The organism is Halosimplex litoreum (assembly GCF_016065055.1).
In the GTDB taxonomy this organism is placed as follows: Archaea; Halobacteriota; Halobacteria; order Halobacteriales; family Haloarculaceae; genus Halosimplex; species Halosimplex litoreum.
In genome coordinates this window covers 386,314-402,989 of sequence record NZ_CP065856.1, presented here as the reverse complement: position 1 = coordinate 402,989, position 16,676 = coordinate 386,314, and the positions used below count along the sequence as shown (strand labels likewise).

The 16,676-nt window shown below is 68.6% G+C and carries 16 protein-coding genes; 3 read left to right on the top strand and 13 right to left on the bottom strand.

The genetic code is table 11. The annotated features are described in order from the left end of the window. Positions 1 to 45 precede the first annotated feature (45 nt). Positions 46 to 372, top strand: a complete 327-nt coding sequence (locus I7X12_RS01990) for a transcription factor S (RefSeq protein ID WP_198062222.1) — start codon at positions 46 to 48, stop codon at positions 370 to 372. A 26-nt stretch (positions 373 to 398) separates the two neighbouring features. Continuing rightward, entirely contained in the window at positions 399 to 1,025 is a 627-nt protein-coding gene (locus tag I7X12_RS01985; RefSeq protein ID WP_198062221.1) for a hypothetical protein, read from the top strand. Between the two features lie 38 nt (positions 1,026 to 1,063). Here I7X12_RS01985 and I7X12_RS01980 read toward each other — a convergent pair whose 3' ends face one another. The 9 genes from I7X12_RS01980 to I7X12_RS01940 all read right to left on the bottom strand — a co-directional run bounded on the left by I7X12_RS01980 (position 1,064) and on the right by I7X12_RS01940 (position 7,804). Further along, positions 1,064 to 1,792: a methyltransferase domain-containing protein gene (locus tag I7X12_RS01980; protein ID WP_198062220.1), complete on the bottom strand. Its 729-nt coding sequence runs from the start codon at positions 1,790 to 1,792 to the stop codon at positions 1,064 to 1,066. Continuing rightward, complete coding sequence (locus I7X12_RS01975) at positions 1,789 to 2,181, bottom strand: nascent polypeptide-associated complex protein (RefSeq protein ID WP_198062219.1); 393 nt, start codon at positions 2,179 to 2,181, stop codon at positions 1,789 to 1,791. The genes I7X12_RS01980 and I7X12_RS01975 overlap by 4 nt, the downstream gene beginning before the upstream one ends. A 157-nt stretch (positions 2,182 to 2,338) precedes the next feature. Then, on the bottom strand, positions 2,339 to 3,157 hold the full coding sequence (locus I7X12_RS01970; protein WP_198062218.1) for an ABC transporter permease: 819 nt from the start codon (positions 3,155 to 3,157) through the stop codon (positions 2,339 to 2,341). Further along, positions 3,154 to 3,963, bottom strand: a complete 810-nt coding sequence (locus I7X12_RS01965) for an ABC transporter permease (protein WP_198062217.1) — start codon at positions 3,961 to 3,963, stop codon at positions 3,154 to 3,156. The genes I7X12_RS01970 and I7X12_RS01965 overlap by 4 nt, the downstream gene beginning before the upstream one ends. Then, complete coding sequence (locus I7X12_RS01960) at positions 3,960 to 4,868, bottom strand: ABC transporter ATP-binding protein (protein ID WP_198062216.1); 909 nt, start codon at positions 4,866 to 4,868, stop codon at positions 3,960 to 3,962. The genes I7X12_RS01965 and I7X12_RS01960 overlap by 4 nt, the downstream gene beginning before the upstream one ends. 140 nt (positions 4,869 to 5,008) lie before the next feature. Then, complete coding sequence (locus I7X12_RS01955; protein ID WP_198062215.1) at positions 5,009 to 5,800, bottom strand: Nmad3 family putative nucleotide modification protein; 792 nt, start codon at positions 5,798 to 5,800, stop codon at positions 5,009 to 5,011. A 58-nt stretch (positions 5,801 to 5,858) separates the two neighbouring features. Further along, positions 5,859 to 6,248, bottom strand: coding sequence for a PIN domain-containing protein (locus I7X12_RS01950; RefSeq protein ID WP_198062214.1), 390 nt, complete (start codon positions 6,246 to 6,248; stop codon positions 5,859 to 5,861). Then, a complete protein-coding gene (locus tag I7X12_RS01945; protein WP_198062213.1) occupies positions 6,245 to 6,490 on the bottom strand; it encodes an antitoxin VapB family protein in 246 nt (81 codons plus the stop codon). Before I7X12_RS01945 ends, I7X12_RS01950 begins: the two co-directional genes overlap by 4 nt. A gap of 483 nt (positions 6,491 to 6,973) precedes the next feature. After that, positions 6,974 to 7,804: a 2,3,4,5-tetrahydropyridine-2,6-dicarboxylate N-succinyltransferase gene (locus I7X12_RS01940; protein WP_198062212.1), complete on the bottom strand. Its 831-nt coding sequence runs from the start codon at positions 7,802 to 7,804 to the stop codon at positions 6,974 to 6,976. A gap of 94 nt (positions 7,805 to 7,898) precedes the next feature. On the opposite strand from I7X12_RS01940, the gene I7X12_RS01935 reads away from it, so the two are divergent. Then, the gene (locus I7X12_RS01935) at positions 7,899 to 8,324 is read left to right on the top strand and encodes a hypothetical protein (RefSeq protein ID WP_198062211.1); all 426 of its coding nucleotides are present in this window, start codon (positions 7,899 to 7,901) and stop codon (positions 8,322 to 8,324) included. A gap of 9 nt (positions 8,325 to 8,333) precedes the next feature. Here I7X12_RS01935 and dapB read toward each other — a convergent pair whose 3' ends face one another. The 4 genes from dapB to I7X12_RS01915 form a co-directional block, all read right to left on the bottom strand. Further along, complete coding sequence (dapB, locus tag I7X12_RS01930) at positions 8,334 to 9,098, bottom strand: 4-hydroxy-tetrahydrodipicolinate reductase (protein WP_198062210.1); 765 nt, start codon at positions 9,096 to 9,098, stop codon at positions 8,334 to 8,336. Continuing rightward, positions 9,095 to 10,021 carry a 4-hydroxy-tetrahydrodipicolinate synthase gene (dapA, locus tag I7X12_RS01925; protein WP_198062209.1) on the bottom strand — a complete coding sequence of 309 codons (927 nt, stop codon included), beginning with the start codon at positions 10,019 to 10,021 and terminating at the stop codon, positions 9,095 to 9,097. Before dapA ends, dapB begins: the two co-directional genes overlap by 4 nt. Before the next feature lie 366 nt (positions 10,022 to 10,387). Further along, a complete protein-coding gene (gene gltB / locus I7X12_RS01920; RefSeq protein WP_198062208.1) occupies positions 10,388 to 14,920 on the bottom strand; it encodes a glutamate synthase large subunit in 4,533 nt (1,510 codons plus the stop codon). 317 nt (positions 14,921 to 15,237) lie between these two features. Continuing rightward, the gene (locus tag I7X12_RS01915; protein WP_198062207.1) at positions 15,238 to 16,494 is read right to left on the bottom strand and encodes a Glu/Leu/Phe/Val family dehydrogenase; all 1,257 of its coding nucleotides are present in this window, start codon (positions 16,492 to 16,494) and stop codon (positions 15,238 to 15,240) included. Between the last annotated feature and the right edge of the window lie 182 nt (positions 16,495 to 16,676).

The following is a 16,676-nucleotide window of genomic DNA, read 5'->3' as shown; positions in this document are numbered from 1 at the left end:
TCGTGAACCCGGGGATTTTTCAACCGGTGGCCCGCTACCGCGGGTATGAAGTTCTGCGACGAATGCGGTTCGATGATGAAAACCGAGGGGGACGCCTGGGTCTGTGGCAGCTGCGGCTACGAGGAGTCGCGCAACGAGGCCGAGGAGGCCAAGACCGCCGTGACGACACAGGGCCAGGAGGAGACGGAGGTCATCGACACCTCCGACGTGAGCGCCGAGGACATGGGGCCGACGACCGAAGCCCGCTGTCCGGAGTGTGGCAACGACCAGGCGTTCTGGGAGATGAAACAGATCCGCGCCGCCGACGAGAGCGAGACGCGCTTTTTCACCTGCACCGAGTGCGAGCACAAGTGGCGCGAGGACGACCACTGAAGTATCACCGGCACTGAGAGACCGACGTGCCACGCGCTCCCGACGACGGCGACGACGTCCCCGCACCGACCGTCCCGGTCGATCGACTCGACGGGACCTGGGAGCGCGCCGAAGACACGACCGAGACGCTGTTCGGCGTCGAGGGGGCCGACGTGCGCGGCCACACGGTCGTCTACGAGGACACCGCGCTCCGTGCGGCCGTCCGCGAGGCGACCGACGGCGAACTCGACCAGTCCTGGCGCTTTTTCTTCGCGACGAGGCTCGCCTTCCGCCCGCCGCTGGCTCCGGGCATCGGCCCGGCGATGGTGCTCCCCTCGGTGAAGACGGAAGCCGTCCGGCAGTTCGCCGCCGACCTGACCGACCGCGGCGTCGTCGACGTCGAGCGGGGCCGCCGCGAGCGGATCCGGACCGAGGACCGCTCTCGAGTCACGCTCCGACAGGTGACGGGCGAGGTGGCACTGCCAGACGGTGACCCGGCCCCCGTCGAGGGGTGGGTCGGCGCCTGGGCCGACGGCCACATCCGTCTCGCCGGTGGGGCCTACCCACGCTCGTCGCTCGCCGACCGGTTCCCGAGCGCCGAGAGCACTGCGCTCGACGGCGCGGACACCGACTACCGCGAGGAACTGCTCGATCTCCTGCGAGCCGTCGGCTGACCGACGAGTCGCGGGAAAAGACGGACCTGTGCCGGTCGCTACACTCGCCGCGCGAAGGTCAGGTAGCCGGTGTGGCCGACGCCGGCGGTCGACGGCCGAGACCCGCGGTCGTCGAAGTCCATCTCGCGCTGGATCGTCTCCAGGGTCTCGACTTCGGTGAGCCCGACCTCGTGGGCGGCCGAGACCGCCTCCCGGGTCCCCTCGACGAACGGCGAGTACACCGCGACGTAGCCGCCGTCGCGGAGCAAATTGGGCGTCCGCTCGACCATCGTCGGCGCGTCCTCCGTGTCGAGGGTCACCACGTCGTATCGGTCCAGATCGCCCAGCTGGTCGGTCACGTCGCCCGTGCGAACGTCCACGCGGTCGGCCACGCCGGCCAGTGCCACGTTCTCGCGGGCCACCTCGGCGAACTCGGGGTCGCGCTCGAAGGTCGTCACCGACGCGCCACAGCGGCCGAGATACGCAGCCAGCACGCCCGTTCCGGTCCCGGCGTCGAGCACGTCGTCCTCGGTGGAAACGCCGGTGTGGCCCACGATGAGCCCGATATCGCGAGGCATCATCGGCGCGCCCGTCCGCTCGAAGTGGTTGAACAGATCCGGGCCGCGGAGCTTCCGCGCGGTGAACGGCTCGCCGATGTGGCTCTCGACGATCTCCCCGGGTGTCACGTCCTCTGGCACTTCGAGGACGCCCAGGTCGCACTCCAGCGTCTCGCCGGGCGAGAGCAGGTACTCCCGGTCCTCCGCTTCGTGGACGAACAGCAGGCTCACTCTAACCGCTCGATGGCCGCCGCCAGGTCGCCGTTCGTCTCTTCGAGCGCTTCGCGAGCGTCGTCCTCGCTGGCGCCCGCTCGGGTCGCGACCAGTTCCACGTCCTCGTCGGGGATCGTCGCCGCCCCGGCCTCGTCGTCGCTCTCCGCGATCGCCGGCTCGTCGCCGTCGCCCTCGCCGCGCTCGTGGGACTCTGGCTCGCCGACGATGGTGTAGGTCTGCTGGCCCTGGGCGTCCATCCGCTGGACGTCCGCGTCGGTGAAGACGAGCTCCTCGTCGGGGGTTCGGATGACGACCTCCTCGGCGTCGAGGTCGGTCATATCGATGCCCATCTGCTTCATCATCTGCTGCATCTTGCGGTCGTTCATGCCGCCGCCTCCTGGGAACATACCCCCACGTCGGTCGCCCGACGCAAAAAGCCTTAACAACCGCCTGCTCCCGGACGTCGGCTGACCGGACCCGTTGCCGACGCGGTCGGTCGCACGGACGGGCCGTGGCCGGGAGCGGCTGCGCGCGGAACGGCGGCCGCCCCGGTCGTCCGGCCGCTCAGAGGTCGGTACTCCGGAACCGTCGATAGCCGGCCGCCAGCGGCACCGCGAACCAGGCGAGCAGCAGGACGACGGCGGCCCACCAGTCGACGTAGACGGGGGCGCCGTCGGCCACGTAGCGACCGGCGCGGCCGAGGTCGAACGCGGCGGCCAGCAGCCGGTCGTACGACTCGCCCGGGCCGGCCAGCCGGAACAGCAGCGCCCAGTCGGGGAGGTCGGCCAGGACGGCGCCGTCGAAGCGATGGAGGAAGAGCAACGCGAACGAGTGGAGGCCGCCCCAGAGGTTCACCCCGAGCATGTAGACGCCGAACGCGCCGAGCGTGATCCACCGGTCGACGGTCGTCCACATCGAGAGGCCGACGGCGACCCCGAGGAAGGCGACGCCGTAGAGCGCGGTGGCGGCGACGAACAGCGGGTACAGCGCGGCGCCGTCGGTCCCGTAGCGGACGGCACCGACCGCGCCCGCCGCGGCCAGTGCCACGAGCGTCGGGGCGAGCAACACGACCGCGCGACCGACGAGTGTGCCGGCGATCAGGTCGCTCCGGGAGTGGGGGAACGACAGCGTCAGGAACATGCTGCCGTCGGTCCGGTCGTCGACGATCGACTTGTACCCGAGCAACAGCGCGAGTATCGGCACGACCGCGCCGACGACGTCGGCAAGCCCACCCAAGAACGCCGGGAACTCGGCGGGACCGAGGTAGCTGTGGACGGCGGCGTAACCCACCGAAAGGAGCGACAGCAGGCCGAACAGGACCCAGATGGTCTTCGACCGCGCGGCGTCGCGGACGTCTTTGCGAGCGACGACGCGCCAGCTCACGACAGATCCCTCCGCGCGAAGCGGGCGTAAGCGAGCCCGATCGGCCCGACGACCCACAGCGCCAGTACCGCCAGCGCCACCCACCCGCCGAGATACCAGGCACCCTCGACGCTCCGGGTCGGGTCGACCAGCCCGGCCGTCGCTCGCCCGAAGGCCCGCCCGGGTTCCAGCCCGAACACCAACTCGGCGAGCCCGGGAAGTTCACCGTCGACGATCCCCGCCGCCGAGAGGCCGAGCAACGCCGCCGCCTCCAGGGCGTCCCAGACGACGACGAACAGGAACAGGAACACGAATCCGACCACGAGCGCGCGCCGCTTGGTCGCGACCGCCAGCGAGACGGCGATCCCGAGCCCGCTCCAGACCGCACCGTAGGCGACCGTCAGCGCGACGAAGACCAGGAATCGACCGAGCTGGAGTTCGCCGAAGGGATAGACGACGAGCGCGCCGGCCGCGGCCAGCGAGCCCGCGAGCGTCGCCGCGAGCAGTCCGGTTCGGCTGGCGTAGGTCCCGAGGACGACGTCCGAGCGGCTCTGGGGGAGCGACAGCGACAGGCGGATCGCCCCCGACTCGCGGTCGCTGACGACGGCGTTGTAGCCGAGCAGGACGCCCACGAACGGCACCAGCGTCGTCAGGATCCCCTCGACGAACTCGGGGAACTGGCTGGTCGTGTGCGGCCCGGGGGTGACGACCGGATAGATGTAGCCCGCTACGAGGACGCCGAGGACGACGAGCCCGAGCAACGCCTTCGCCGAGCGGGCGTCGACGGTCAGCCGCCAGTCCCGGTTCGCGACGGTTCGCCAGGTCATCGGCTGCCGGTGTACTCGATGAACATGTCCTCGAGGGAGGCCTCCTCCGTGCGGAAGTTCACCACGTCGACGCCGGCGTCGTGGAGTTCCACGAGGATGTCCATCTTCGCGTCGTTCGTACACGTCACTTCGAGGGTCGTCTCGTCGCGGGCGACCGCGGTCTCGACGCCCCCGACCGACCGGACGCTTTCGAGGGTCCCGTCGTCGAGTCGGTCGAGGGTGATCACGAGCTTCGTCCCCCCGCCCAGCGACTCGCGCAGCCCTTCGATGGTGTCGACGGCGACGAGCTCGCCGTTCTGGAGGATACCGACCCTGTCGCAGACCGCCTCGACCTGTTCGAGGATGTGCGACGAGAAGAAGACCGTCGCGCCCCGCTCGTTCTCCGCCTCGAGGATCGACCGCATCTCGGCGGCGCCGTTGGGATCCAGCCCCGTGGAGGGCTCGTCGAGGATCAGCAGGTCCGGCTCCCCCACGAGCGCCATCCCCAGCACCAGTCGCTGGGCCATCCCCTTGGAGTAGTCGCTGGCCGTCCGGTCGGCGTCGTCGAGGATCCCGACCCGGTCGAGGATTCGACTGGGGTCGCCGTCGACGTCCTTCGAGTCCATGGCGTACTCGACGTGCTGGCGACCGGTCAGCCGGTCGAACACGGAGTACCCCTCCGGGAGCACGCCGATCCGGTCGCGGGCGGCCACGCCCGCGCCCTGGCAGTCGTTGCCGAAGATCGACGCCGACCCGTCCGTCGGTTTGGCGAAGTCCAGCAGGACGTTGATGAACGTCGACTTGCCCGCGCCGTTGGGACCGAGGAAGCCGAACGTCTCGCCCTCCGCGACGGTGAGGTCGACCCGGTCGAGGGCGACCTCCGTCCCGTAGCGCTTCGATACCGCGTCCGCTTCGATAGCTGCCATGTGCCTGCGTAGTACTAACGGGACATTAATACCCACAGAAGAATTTCAGACCCAGCAACTCTCCGATCGGTGTCTCGCCGGAGCGGCGGTTCGCCGACCGTCGGTGGGTCGGGTCAGCGTTCGGTCGAGTCAGCGCCCCGTCAGGCCGACCGTCGGAGGAACGCTCGGAACCGCTCGGCGTCGATCTCGCATCGCACCGCGGGTTTGAACCCGCCCAGGTGCGTTCCGTGGTCGCTCGACGACGCCGGCGCCAGCGCGTCCGCGACCCCCTCTCTCATGTAGTAGTTCGGTCCGCGTCGACGGTCGCTGAGCCGCACTGCGCGGTCGAGGACACCGCCGGGTTCTTCGCCGGGGACGATCACGACCGGTCGCGGCCGGTCGGTAAACGCCGGATCGTGGTAGTACAGGTCGCCGTGGCCGGCGAAGCGCTTGGCGTGGGCGTTTTCGGGGTGCTCGGCGAGGGCCGCCGCCACGTCCTCGCGATCCGCCTCGGGGTCGAGCACGACCGGCGGCTCCGCGACGGAAAAGTAGCCGAACAGATAACGGTGTTTGTAGTCGCTGTCCGGTCCCGGGAAACCGCCGTAGAACGCGACGATATCGCCCGGTTGCAGTTCGCGCAGCTTCGCCACGTACCCCGGCCGGTGCTCGCCGTAGGTCAACGCCGTCAGGTTCGGGTCGTGGTGGACCGAGCAGTCCCGGATCGCCGCCGGGTCGGTAACCCACTCGCCGTCGCTGCCCGGGCGGATCCCGTCGAGCAGGTCGGCGAGCGTCCCCTCGCCGTGGCGCCGGTCGAGCGAGCCGTACGTGGCCGTCTCGGTCGTCGCGCCCTTCTCAGGGATGGGGACGTACTCGAAGCGGCCATCGGCGTCGACGCCCGGGACCGGGCGGACGTTCCCGGTGTCGGCGCCGACGCCACAACAGACGACTGTCACGGGCGAAAATTGGGACGGTGTGGGAAAAGTCGCGCGGTCGGTGGTGTGGGCAGACCCGTCAGTAAGTCACGACCGTCACCGGTTCGATCCGGTCGAAGTGGTCGACGTTCCGGGTGACCACCGCGTGGTCGTGTACGAGCGCCGTCGCCGCTATCATCACGTCTGCCTCGTCGATCCGCTCGCCATCTCGGATCAGACCCGCGTTCACCCGTCCGGCCTCCATCGCACACCGGCGGTCGAACGGTAGCTCGGTGAGATTCTCGATCAGGTCCTCGACCGCGTCCCGTTCCGACGTGGACGCGTCGGCCAGGTAGATCCCCTCTATCAACTCCATCACGGTCACCGAACTCACGCAGGGCGTCCCAGCGTCGTCGATCTCCGCGACCCGTTCGGAGACCTGCTCGTCCCCGCGGAGCACGTCGATGAGGAACGTCGAGTCGAGGATCATTCGAGCGCGTCTCGCAGGTCGTCGACTCGTCGACGATGGGAGTTCGCGCGTTCCTCCCGTCGGTCCTCGACGATCTGCTCCAGTTCGTCGGCAGTGTCCTGCTCCAGCGCACCGTAGTACTCCGAGAGGGGAACGTCGCCCGCGAGTCGCCGGACCACGTCGCTGAAGCTCTCTCCCTCTCGCTTGTGGCGTTTCAGCTTCTCGTAGGCGTCGTCCGCCAGTGAAATCGTTTTCGTCCCCATATGTCTGTGTACGTGTACGCGTACACATAAGTCGAGCGGGAGTTCGAACTGGTCGTCAGTGCTGTGAAGTTACTCCCGCAGCGCGTCCTCGCGCTCGGTCGCCTCGCAGCCACCTTTTTCCCACCCGGGTTTCCTCGTTCGCTCCGCTCACGGGTCGCTTCGCTCCCCGTTCGCATCGAGACCTCCCTCCGGTCGGTCTCGCCCCGCTCACTGCGGGAACCCGGGGCAAAAACGTGGGCGAAAAAGCCGCTCGCTCCCGCTGGTCGCTCGCGGTGAGCCATCCACCGGCGAGGCCCCGCCTCTACTCCCGCAGCGCGTCCTCGCGTTCGGTCGCCCCCAAGGTCTCGCGACCATCTTTTTCCCGCCCGGGTTTCCTCGCGCGCCGGGGGCGCGCTGCGGGGAACCCGGACGGCAAAAACATGGGTGAAAAAGCGCGAGTCGCAGAGCGACTCGCGTGAACCGCGCGCCGACGGCGCGCGGACATCACTCCCGCAACGCGTCTTCCCGCTCGGTCGCTTCGAGAGTCTCCTCCTCGACGCTCGTGGCGACGACCGCGGGCTTGTAGGCGCCGCCGTCGATGAGGTCGTGATCCGAAACCGACGACTCGACGAAGCGGGTGAAGGCCCGGCGCTCGGGCGGGAGTTCGCCGTAGAGGATCTCCTCCTCGACGAGGTCGTAGACGGGGATACGCGGCGTGAGCAGCGTGTTCTCGCCGACGATGGAGTTCTCGCCGACGACGAACCCGCTCGTGACGCGACAGCCCGCGCCCAGCGAGACGCCGTCCTCGACGATGACCGGCGCGTCCTCGACCGGTTCGAGCACGCCGCCGATGAGCGTGTTCGCGCCGAGTTTGACGTCGTCACCGATCTGCGCACAGGACCCGACGGTGTCACAGGAGTCGACGAGCGTCCCGTCGCCGACGTGGGCGCCGATGTTGACGAACGCCGGGGACATCAGGATGGCGTCGCTGCCGACGTAGGCACCGCGGCGGATGACCGTGCCGTCCGGCGTGTTTCGGGTCCCGCGCTCGTTCAGATCGGCCGTCTCACGCAGCGGCAGCACGTCGTGATATGTCACGTCGCCGTACTCGCGGGCTTCGGTGTCGCGCAGGCCGAAGTTCAGGAGGATACCCTGCTTGACCCACTCGTTGGCCTCCCACTCGCCGCCCGACTTCTCGGCGGCGCGCACGTCGCCGGCTTCGAGCGCGGCGAGGAAGTCGTCGAGCGTCGCGAGGTGGTCGTCGGTCGCGTCGGCGGCCGTCAGGCCCTCTTGCTTTCGGGTCCAGAGGTCCGCGATGTCGGATTGCAGGCTCATACCCGAGGGTGTACGCCCCGGGGGCAAAACACCCTCGGAGTCGCCGTCCTCCGGAGCAACGTATTTATCGAACCGCGGAGACATTCACTCACAGATGAGTTTCGCCCGAGGATCCACTCGCGGCGCCGAGGAGGGCGATAGCGACGCTCGGCGACGCGCGATCCGAACGTTCGTCGCGGCGCTCGCGTTCACGCCGACGTGGGTCCTCCCGTACGCGACGGGGTCGCTCGGTCCCGTCTCGGCCGAGTCGGCGGTCAGGGCCGTCGCGATCGGGGCGGTCGCCGGGCTCGCCGTGTTTCTGCTCGTCGACGGCGTCGACCTGAGCGGGGTGAGCGACGCCGTCTCGGTCGTCGCGGCGCTGGCGTTCATCGCGGTCGGGACCGCGGTCGTCTGGTCGGTGCTGTCACCGGACGCGATACCGGCCTTCGCGGTCGGGTCGCTCGCGTTCGTCTGGGCGGTGGCGCTCGGCGGCGTCACCCGACACGTCGCGTGGCCGCGATTCGCTGCGAAAGAGGAGTGACGGCTTCGTTCAGGACTCGTCGACGACGGTTCCGAACTCGTAGCGGCCCGCCTCGCGCCCAGCGAGCCACGCTGCGGCGTCGAGCGCGCCGGCGGCGAACACCGCGCGGTCCTCCGCGCGGTGCGACAGCGACACCACTTCGTCGTTGCCCGCCAGGACGAGTTCGTGCTCGCCGCGGACGTCGCCCGCGCGACGAGCGAACACGCCGATCTCGTCGTCCTCACGCGGGGCGTGGCCCTCGCGGCCGTAGACCGGTTCCACGTCGCGCTGGTCCTGTACGGTCTCCAGAATGGTGTTCGCGGTCCCGGAGGGCGCGTCGACCTTGTCGTTGTGGTGGGTCTCCATCAGTTCCAGGTCGTAGCCGTCGAGGGCGCCGACGGCCTCGCGGACGGTCCGAAGGAGCGCCTGGATGCCCCGCGAGAAGTTGGTGGCCTTGAGGACGGGCACGGACTCGCCCGCCGCGTCGAGGGCGTCCAGCTGGTCGTCGTCGAAACCCGTCGTCCCGACCACGAGCGCGACGCCCGCGTCCGCGCAGGTGCCGGCGACCGAGACGGCCGCTTCGGGCGTCGCGAAGTCGACGACAGCGTCCACGTCGTACTCCGCCAGGGCATCGGCCGCCTCCTCACCGTCGACGACCGGGACGCCGTCGATCTCGCCGGCCTCGGTGGCGTGGAAGCCGACGACGACCTCGACGTCCTCGCGCTCGGCGGCCGTCTCGATCACTGTCTTCCCCATGCGCCCGGCGGCGCCGTTGACCGCGATCGTCGTGCTCATCGTTCGGCCTCGACGTAGTCGTTCTCGGAATCGAACGTTTCGGATTCCAGGTCGTCGAGGATCGTCGCCAGGTCGTCGCGGTACTGCTCGGAGAGCCGCGTCAGCGGCGAGCGCATCCGCGCCGAGCTGTAGCCGCGGATCCCCATGGCCTCCTTGACCGGGATCGGATTGGTCTCGACGAACAGCGCGCGAAAGAGCGGACCGAGTCGGTGGTGGATCTCGCGAGCGCGCTCGAAGTCGCCGGCCAGCGCCGCGCCGACCATGGCACAGGTCCGCTCGGGCTCGACGTTGGCGGCCACGCTGATACCCCCCGTGGCGCCGACCGAGAGCATCGGCAGCGTCATGCCGTCGTCGCCCGAGAGCACGTCGAGGTCGGTGTCCCGGGTCCGCTCGACGATCTCGCTGATCTGTCCCATGTCGCCGCTTGCGGCCTTGTATCCCTGGATATTGGGGTGATCGGCGAGCTCGGCGACGGTGGCGGGCTCGATGTTACGGCCGGTCCGGGAGGGGACATTGTAGACGATCTGCGGGAGTTCGATCTCGTCGGCGATGCGCTCGAAGTGCTCGACGAACCCTCGCTGTTCGGGCTTGTTGTAGTACGGCGAGATGAGGAGCAGGGCGTCCGCACCGGCGTCGGCCGCGCGGCGGGACAGCGACAGCGCCTCGCGGGTGTTGTTCGAGCCGGAGCCGGCGATGACGGGCACGTCGCCGACGGCGTCGACGACCGCCTCGACGACTTCGATGTGTTCGTCGTGGGTGAGCGTCGCCGACTCTCCGGTCGATCCGCAGGGGACGAGCCCGTCGACGCCCGCGCGTTCGAGCCGTTGGGCGTCTTCTCGGAGTGTCTCGAAGTCGATACTGCCGTCGTCGTCGAACGGCGTGCACATGGCGGGGTACACGCCGCGGAACTGAAACGTTGTCATTGGTCGGTGTTCGCGTGGGTGGGTGATATGCTGCGTGGGTCGTGGTCGATGCGGACGGTCGCGGCCCGCTCGACAGTCGGGTGCGTCGAGGAGTTCGCGACCGGACGAGGATGGCCCGCGACGAGTGCGCCAGGCTCGCCGGGAGCCGTTCACGACCGTTTGCGTTTCGGAGAAGCGACCGAGACACCCGGCTCGGCGTCGGCGTCGGCCGCGAGCGCGGGGTGAGTCATGTGCGTGAGAGACGTGCGGAGCGACTTATGGCTTGCGGACGCCGACCGGCGAGCGGTCGCGATCGGTCTCACTCACCCGCGGCGAGTGATGGGCGGCACGAAAGAACGTTCGGGTCAGGTCGGGCGCGACTGCGCGTCAGTCGTCGGCCTGACCCTGGCTGGCGGCGCCGGACGCGGAGGCGGGGGCGGCCGGTTCGGGCAGTTCGGTGCGCACGTCGGCGCGCTCGCGCTCGGCGACGATCTCGGCGTAGGCGTCGGGCATCACCTTCGTGAAGTCGTCGAGCGCGTCGTCCCAGTTCGCCAGCAGCTCCGCCGCGCGGTCCGAGTCGGTGTACTCGGCGTGGTTCTCGACCAACCGCGTGATCATCGCGCGGTCGAGTTCGTCCGGCGTCGGGTCGATCGAGACCATCCCAGTGTTCGCCTTCCGGGCGAACTTGCCGTCGGGGTCGTAGACGTAGGCGACGCCGCCAGACATGCCGGCCGCGAAGTTCTTGCCCGTCTCCCCGAGGACGACGATGGCGCCGCCGGTCATGTACTCACAGCCGTGGTCGCCGACGCCCTCGACGACGCCTTTCACGCCGGAGTTGCGGACGGCGAAGCGCTCGCCGCCGACGCCGTTGACGTAGGCTTCGCCCTGGGTCGCACCGTACAGCGCGACGTTACCGATGACGACGTTCTCGGCGGCGTCGTAGTTGGCGTTGTCGGGCGTCCGGACGATCAGCTTCCCGCCCGAGAGCCCCTTGCCGACGTAGTCGTTGGCGCTGCCGACCAGATCCATCGTGATCCCCTGCTGGAGGAAGGCGCCGAAGCTCTGGCCGGCGGTGCCCTCCAGGCGGCACTCGACGGTGTCGTCCGGCAGCCCCTCACCGCCGTACTCGTCGGAGATCGCGTTCGAGAGCGTCGCGCCGACCGCGCGGTTGGTGTTGTCCACGTCCGTCGAGATGGCGACCGGTTCGCCCGACTCGATGGCGGGCTCGGCCTCCTCGATGAGACCCCAGTCGAGCGCCTCGTCGACCTCGTGAGTCTGTTCGCGGGTCTTGTAACGGTCGTCGTCGCCGGCGGGCTCGGCGATGACGCCTTGCAGGTCGACCTTCTTCGCCTTGGGCTGGTCCACGTCCGTCCGCTGGGCGAGCACGCTCGGGCGCCCGACCATCTCGTCGACCGTGCGGAACCCGAGTTCGGCCATGATCTCCCGGAACTCTTGGGCGACGAAGGTCATGTAGTTGATGACGTGCTGGGGCTCGCCCGGGAACCGATCCCGGAGCTTCTCGTTCTGGGTGGCGACGCCGACCGGGCAGGTGTTCTCGTGGCACTGCCGCGCCATCACGCAGCCGGAGGTGACCATCGACGCGGTGCCGAAGGCGTAGCCCTCCGCACCGAGCAGGGTCGCGACGGCCACGTCGCGGCCGGTCTTCATCCCGCCGTCGGAGGTGACCTCGATGCGCGAGCGCAGGCCCGTCGCGCGGAGCATCTGGTTGGCCTCGGCGAGGCCCAGCTCCCACGGCAGGCCCGCGTTCTTGATGCTCGTCTTCGGCGAGGCGCCGGTGCCGCCGTCGTGGCCCGAGATGTGGACCTTGTCGGCGTTGGCCTTGGCGACGCCCGCGGCGATGGTGCCGATGCCGTCCTCGGCGACCAGTTTGACGTTCACGTCCGCGTCGGGGTTGGAGGCCTTCAGGTCGTGGATGAGCTGCTTGAGGTCCTCGATCGAGTAGATGTCGTGCAGCGGCGGCGGCGAGATGAGGCCGACGCCCGGCGTCGCGTAGCGGACGTGGGCGATCATCTCGTTGACCTTCTTGCCGGGGAGGTGACCGCCCTCGCCGGGCTTGGAGCCCTGAGCCATCTTGATCTGCAGCTCGTCGGCGGAGGCGAGATAGTGGCTGGTGACGCCGAAGCGGCCGGAGGCGACCTGCTTGGTCTTGCAGTTCTTCTCGGTGTCGAACCGTTCGGGCGGTTCGCCGCCCTCGCCGGTGTTGGCGTGAGCGCCCAGCCGGTTCATCGCGATGGCGTTGTTCTCGTGCATCTCCGGCGACAGCGACCCGAGGCTCATCGCCGCGGTCTCGAACCGTTTGACGATCTCCTCGACCGGCTCGACCTCCTCGATCGGGACCGGGTCGCGGTCGGAGTCGAACTCCAGGAGGCCACGGAGCGTCTGTAGCTGCTCGTTCTGGTCGTTGATCTCCGCGGCGAACTCCTTGTAGCGCTCGTAGTCACCGGTTCGAACGGCCTGCTGGGCTTTGCCCACGGTGGAGGGGTTCCACTGGTGGTGGATCCCGCCCGAGCGGTTCTCGAACTCGCCCTGGCGCTCGAGGTCGGGCTCGTCGCCCCAGGCGACCTCGTGGCGGTCGAGCAGGTCCTCCTCGATCTCGTCGATGCCGATGCCCTCGGTGCGGTTGGCGGTGCCCTCGAAGTACTCGGCGACGAAGTCCGAGGAGAGGCCGACGGCCTCGAAGATCTGGGCGCCCTGGTAGCTCTCGACGGTCGAGATGCCCATCTTGGCCATCGTCTTCAGGAGGCCGTCCTCCAGAGCGTTGACGTAGGCGTCGATCGCCGTCGAGAGTTCGGCACCGTCCGGTCCGGCGACGAGATCCTCGATGGTCTGGTACGCGAGGTATGGGTTGACGGCGCCGGCGCCGTAGCCGACGAGCGTCGCCATATGATGCACCGTGCGAGGGTCGCCCGATTCGAGGACGAGCCCGACGTGGTTGCGCAGGCCGTTGCGGACGAGGTGGTGGTGGACGCCGCCGACCGCCAGGAGGCTGGGGATCGCGATGCGGCCCTCGCCCGCGGCGCGGTCCGAGAGGACGAGCACGTCGTGCTCGGTCGCCGCCTCCGAGGCGGCTTCGCGGGCGTCTTCGACGGCCTCGCGGAGCTCGGTCGCGTCGGGGTCGTAGGTGACGTCGACGACCTTCGAGGACATGCCGTTCGCGTCCAGATCGCGGATCGCCTCGGTCTGCTGGTCGGTGAGGATCGGCGAGTCGAGGACGAGCTGGCGGGCGTGCCCGGGCGACTCGTCGAGCAGGTTGCGCTGGTGGCCGAGCCGCGACTCCAGCGAGGTGACCAGTTCCTCGCGGATGTAGTCCAGCGGCGGGTTCGTGACCTGCGCGAACAGCTGCTTGAAGTAGGTAAAGAGGGGCCGGTTGAACTGCGACAGGACCGAGAGGGGGGTATCGTCGCCCATCGAGCCGACGGGGTCCTTGCCCTTCTCGGCCATCGGTTCGAGGAGGTGGTCGACCTCGTCGTAGGTGTAGCCGTACTGGGCCTGGTAGGCCCGCAGTTGGTCGATATCGCGCTGTGGGAGGTTGTCTGGGCGGTCGACGATGTCGTCGAGGTCGACCTGCTCGTCGGCGACCCACTCGCCGTACTTCTCGTCGGTGAGGTCGTCGAAGACCTCCTCGTCCGGGATGACACGGCCCTCTTCGGGGTCGGCGAGGAACAGCTGGCCGGGCTGGAGCCGGCCGCGCTCTTCGATATCGGCGGGGTCGGTGTCGAGCGCGCCGGCTTCGCTCGCCATCACGAGCGTGTTGTCGGTGGTCACGTCGTATCGGCACGGGCGCAGGCCGTTGCGGTCGAGGACGGCACCGACGCGCTCGCCGTCGGTGGCCGCCACCAGGGCGGGGCCGTCCCACGGCTCGACGAGCGAGGCGTGGTAATCGTACCAGTCGCGGCGGTCGCCGGAGACGGCGTTGGCCTCACCGCGCCACGCCTCGGGGATGAGCATCCGCAGCGCGTGGGGCAGGTCTCGGCCTTCGAGCATGAGGAGTTCGAGCGCGTTGTCGACGCTCGCGGTGTCCGATTGCTCGGGGTCGTCGATGATCGGCTTGAGCTTGTCGACGTCGTCGAACGCCCGCGAATCGAGGTCCGTCTCTCGCGCGCGCATCCAGTTGATGTTGCCCTGGATCGTGTTGAACTCGCCGTTGTGGATGATCCCCCGGTAGGGGTGAGCGAGGTGCCAGGCTCCGAGCGTGTTCGTCGAGAACCGGGCGTGAACCATCGCGAAGGTGGTGTCGACGCGCTCGTCGGTCAGGTCCGGGTAGTAGTCGGCGACCTGTTCACCCTTCAACAGGCCCTTGTAGACGACCCTGTCGGTGGCGAGCGAGACGACGTAGAACCGCTCGTGTCCCGCGGGTTCGGTCTCCTCGACGTGGGTCTCCAGCGCACGGCGGGCGGTGTACAGTCGCCGGTCGAACGCCTCGCCCGTCAGCCCCTCGGCGGACTCGACGAACACCTGCGCCATCTCGGGCTCGGAGTCGAGCGCCGTCTGTCCCAGGTCGGCGTTGTCCGTCGGGACCGAGCGCCAGGCGACCACGTCCAGGTCCTCGACGGCGAACTGCTCCTCGACGACGGCCTTCAGGTCCTCGCGGGCCTCGTCGTCCTTCGGGAGGAAGAGCGAGCCGACCGCGTACTCGCCGGGCGTGAGGTCGGCGTCGACCTCCTCGGCGAAGAAGTCGTGGGGCGTCTGGATCATGACGCCGGCGCCGTCACCGGTCGACTCCTCGGCACCGGTGGTACCGCGGTGTTCGAGGTTCGCGAGCAGTTCCAATCCGTCCGAGAGCACCCAGTGGCCCCCGTCGCCGTCGAGATCCATTACGACCCCGACGCCGCAGTTGGACCGCGCATCGGCCGGGTCTGCCAGCCGGCGGTCCCCGTCGTCGCGAGAGAACGAACTCATGTGTCCAGAAGCTATCCGGTACCTCGGTAAAACGCTTGGCCTGATAGACTATGTGACCGTTATATCCACACTTAGGAGTATAAGGGACCTCCAACCTATACTATGTGCGGATCGTTCGACAGGGATCCGATCGGTGATCGAGTGTACTCCAAAGTACGAAACGGTGGGGTAAAAACCCATCGTGAATCCAGTAGAAGTGTACGAAGTTAAGAAAAGTGCCCTGGGAAAGAAAAGATACCCGCGGGAGCGGACGAGTCGTGCGCCGTGGACTCGCACGCGGTCGCCCGGTCGGGTCGCGAACGGCGCGTGGGTCCCGCTCAGGCCCAGGTGCCGGCCTGTTCGGCGGCGTCGAGGACGCGCTGGATGGCGACGACGTAGGCGGCGACCCGCATGCTCGGCAGGTCGTGGTCCTCGTACGCGTCGACGAGCGTGTCGAACTGCTCGACGACGATGTCCTCGAGCTCCTCGTTGACGCGCTGCTCCGACCAGTAGAAGCGCTGGCGGTTCTGCACCCACTCGAAGTAGGAGACGGTGACGCCGCCCGCGTTGGCGAGGATGTCGGGCACGATGACGACGTCTTTCGCTTCGAGCACGTCGTCACCGGCGGGCGTGATCGGGCCGTTGGCGGCCTCGGAGATCACGTCTGCCTGGACGCCTTCTGCGATCTCCTCGTCGATGGCGTTCTCCAGGGCGGCGGGGATCAGGAGATCGACGTCGAGCTGGAGCAGCTCGTCGTTGGAGACCGCCTCGTCGGCACCGTGGAAGCCGGCGACGCTGCCGGTCTCGCGTTTGTAGTCTTTGGCCGCGACGGGGTCGAGGCCGTCCTCGTCGTAGACGCCGCCACTGGAGTCGGAGACGGCGACCACGTCGGCGCCCATCTCGTCGACGAGCTTCGCTGAGATCCAGCCGGCGTTGCCGTAGCCCTGGACGGCGACGGTCGCGTCGGCGACGTCCTCGCCGAGGTAGTCGAACGCCTCGCGGGCGGCGATGACCGTCGAACGACCGGTGGCCTCGACGCGGCCCTCGCTGCCACCGCTGGAGAGGTCCTTGCCGGTGATGACGCCCGGTTCGGTCGTGTCTTCCAGCGTCTCGTAGGTGTCTTTGATCCAGTTCATCTCGCGCTGGCCCGTGTTCACGTCGGGCGCGGGCACGTCGCGGTCCTCACCGATGATCGGAGTCAGTTCCGTCGCGAACGCGCGCGTGATGCGCTCGAGTTCGTCCTCTGAGTACTCGTCGGGGTCGATGACGATACCGCCCTTGCCGCCACCAAGCGGGATGCCGACGGTCGCGGTCTTGTAGGCCATCCAGCCCGACAGCGCCTTGACCTCGTCGCGGGAGACCTGCGGGTGATAGCGGATGCCGCCCTTGTACGGGCCGCGGTCGCCGTTGAACTGCGAGCGATACGCACGGAACACCTCGACCGAGCCGTCGTCCATCTCGACCGAGAGGTTCGTCTCCAGGATGCGCTCGGGGTTCTTCAGCCGCTCCAGCAGTCCCTCGTCCACGTCGAGGTACTGTGCGGCCTCGTCGATCTGTTCTTGTAGGCTCTCGAAGGGGTTTACGTCGGAACCCATGCATGAACGCTCGTCGACTTCTGGTAAAAATAAACCGGATTCGTCCAGTAAAGCCGCCCCTAGTTTTAAATTATTATCCAGGAAGGGGATAGTGACAATAATAGGTATATAATCACATAAAGTATACCGAGGACGGATCGACAGTCCCGGCTCGGCGGGGCGAGTTCGGACGGGGCCACGGG

Bases quoted from the DNA above. Each gene is read 5' to 3' on its own strand.
- I7X12_RS01990 (WP_198062222.1), top strand. From the start codon at position 46: ATGAAGTTCTGCGACGAATGCGGTTCGATGATGAAAACCGAGGGGGAC.
- I7X12_RS01975 (WP_198062219.1), bottom strand. From the start codon at position 2,181: ATGTTCCCAGGAGGCGGCGGCATGAACGACCGCAAGATGCAGCAGATG.
- I7X12_RS01965 (WP_198062217.1), bottom strand. From the start codon at position 3,963: ATGACCTGGCGAACCGTCGCGAACCGGGACTGGCGGCTGACCGTCGAC.
- I7X12_RS01960 (WP_198062216.1), bottom strand. From the start codon at position 4,868: ATGGCAGCTATCGAAGCGGACGCGGTATCGAAGCGCTACGGGACGGAG.
- I7X12_RS01950 (WP_198062214.1), bottom strand. From the start codon at position 6,248: ATGATCCTCGACTCGACGTTCCTCATCGACGTGCTCCGCGGGGACGAG.
- I7X12_RS01945 (WP_198062213.1), bottom strand. From the start codon at position 6,490: ATGGGGACGAAAACGATTTCACTGGCGGACGACGCCTACGAGAAGCTG.
- I7X12_RS01940 (WP_198062212.1), bottom strand. From the start codon at position 7,804: ATGAGCCTGCAATCCGACATCGCGGACCTCTGGACCCGAAAGCAAGAG.
- I7X12_RS01935 (WP_198062211.1), top strand. From the start codon at position 7,899: ATGAGTTTCGCCCGAGGATCCACTCGCGGCGCCGAGGAGGGCGATAGC.
- dapB (WP_198062210.1), bottom strand. From the start codon at position 9,098: ATGAGCACGACGATCGCGGTCAACGGCGCCGCCGGGCGCATGGGGAAG.
- dapA (WP_198062209.1), bottom strand. From the start codon at position 10,021: ATGACAACGTTTCAGTTCCGCGGCGTGTACCCCGCCATGTGCACGCCG.
- gltB (WP_198062208.1), bottom strand. From the start codon at position 14,920: ATGAGTTCGTTCTCTCGCGACGACGGGGACCGCCGGCTGGCAGACCCG.
- I7X12_RS01915 (WP_198062207.1), bottom strand. From the start codon at position 16,494: ATGGGTTCCGACGTAAACCCCTTCGAGAGCCTACAAGAACAGATCGAC.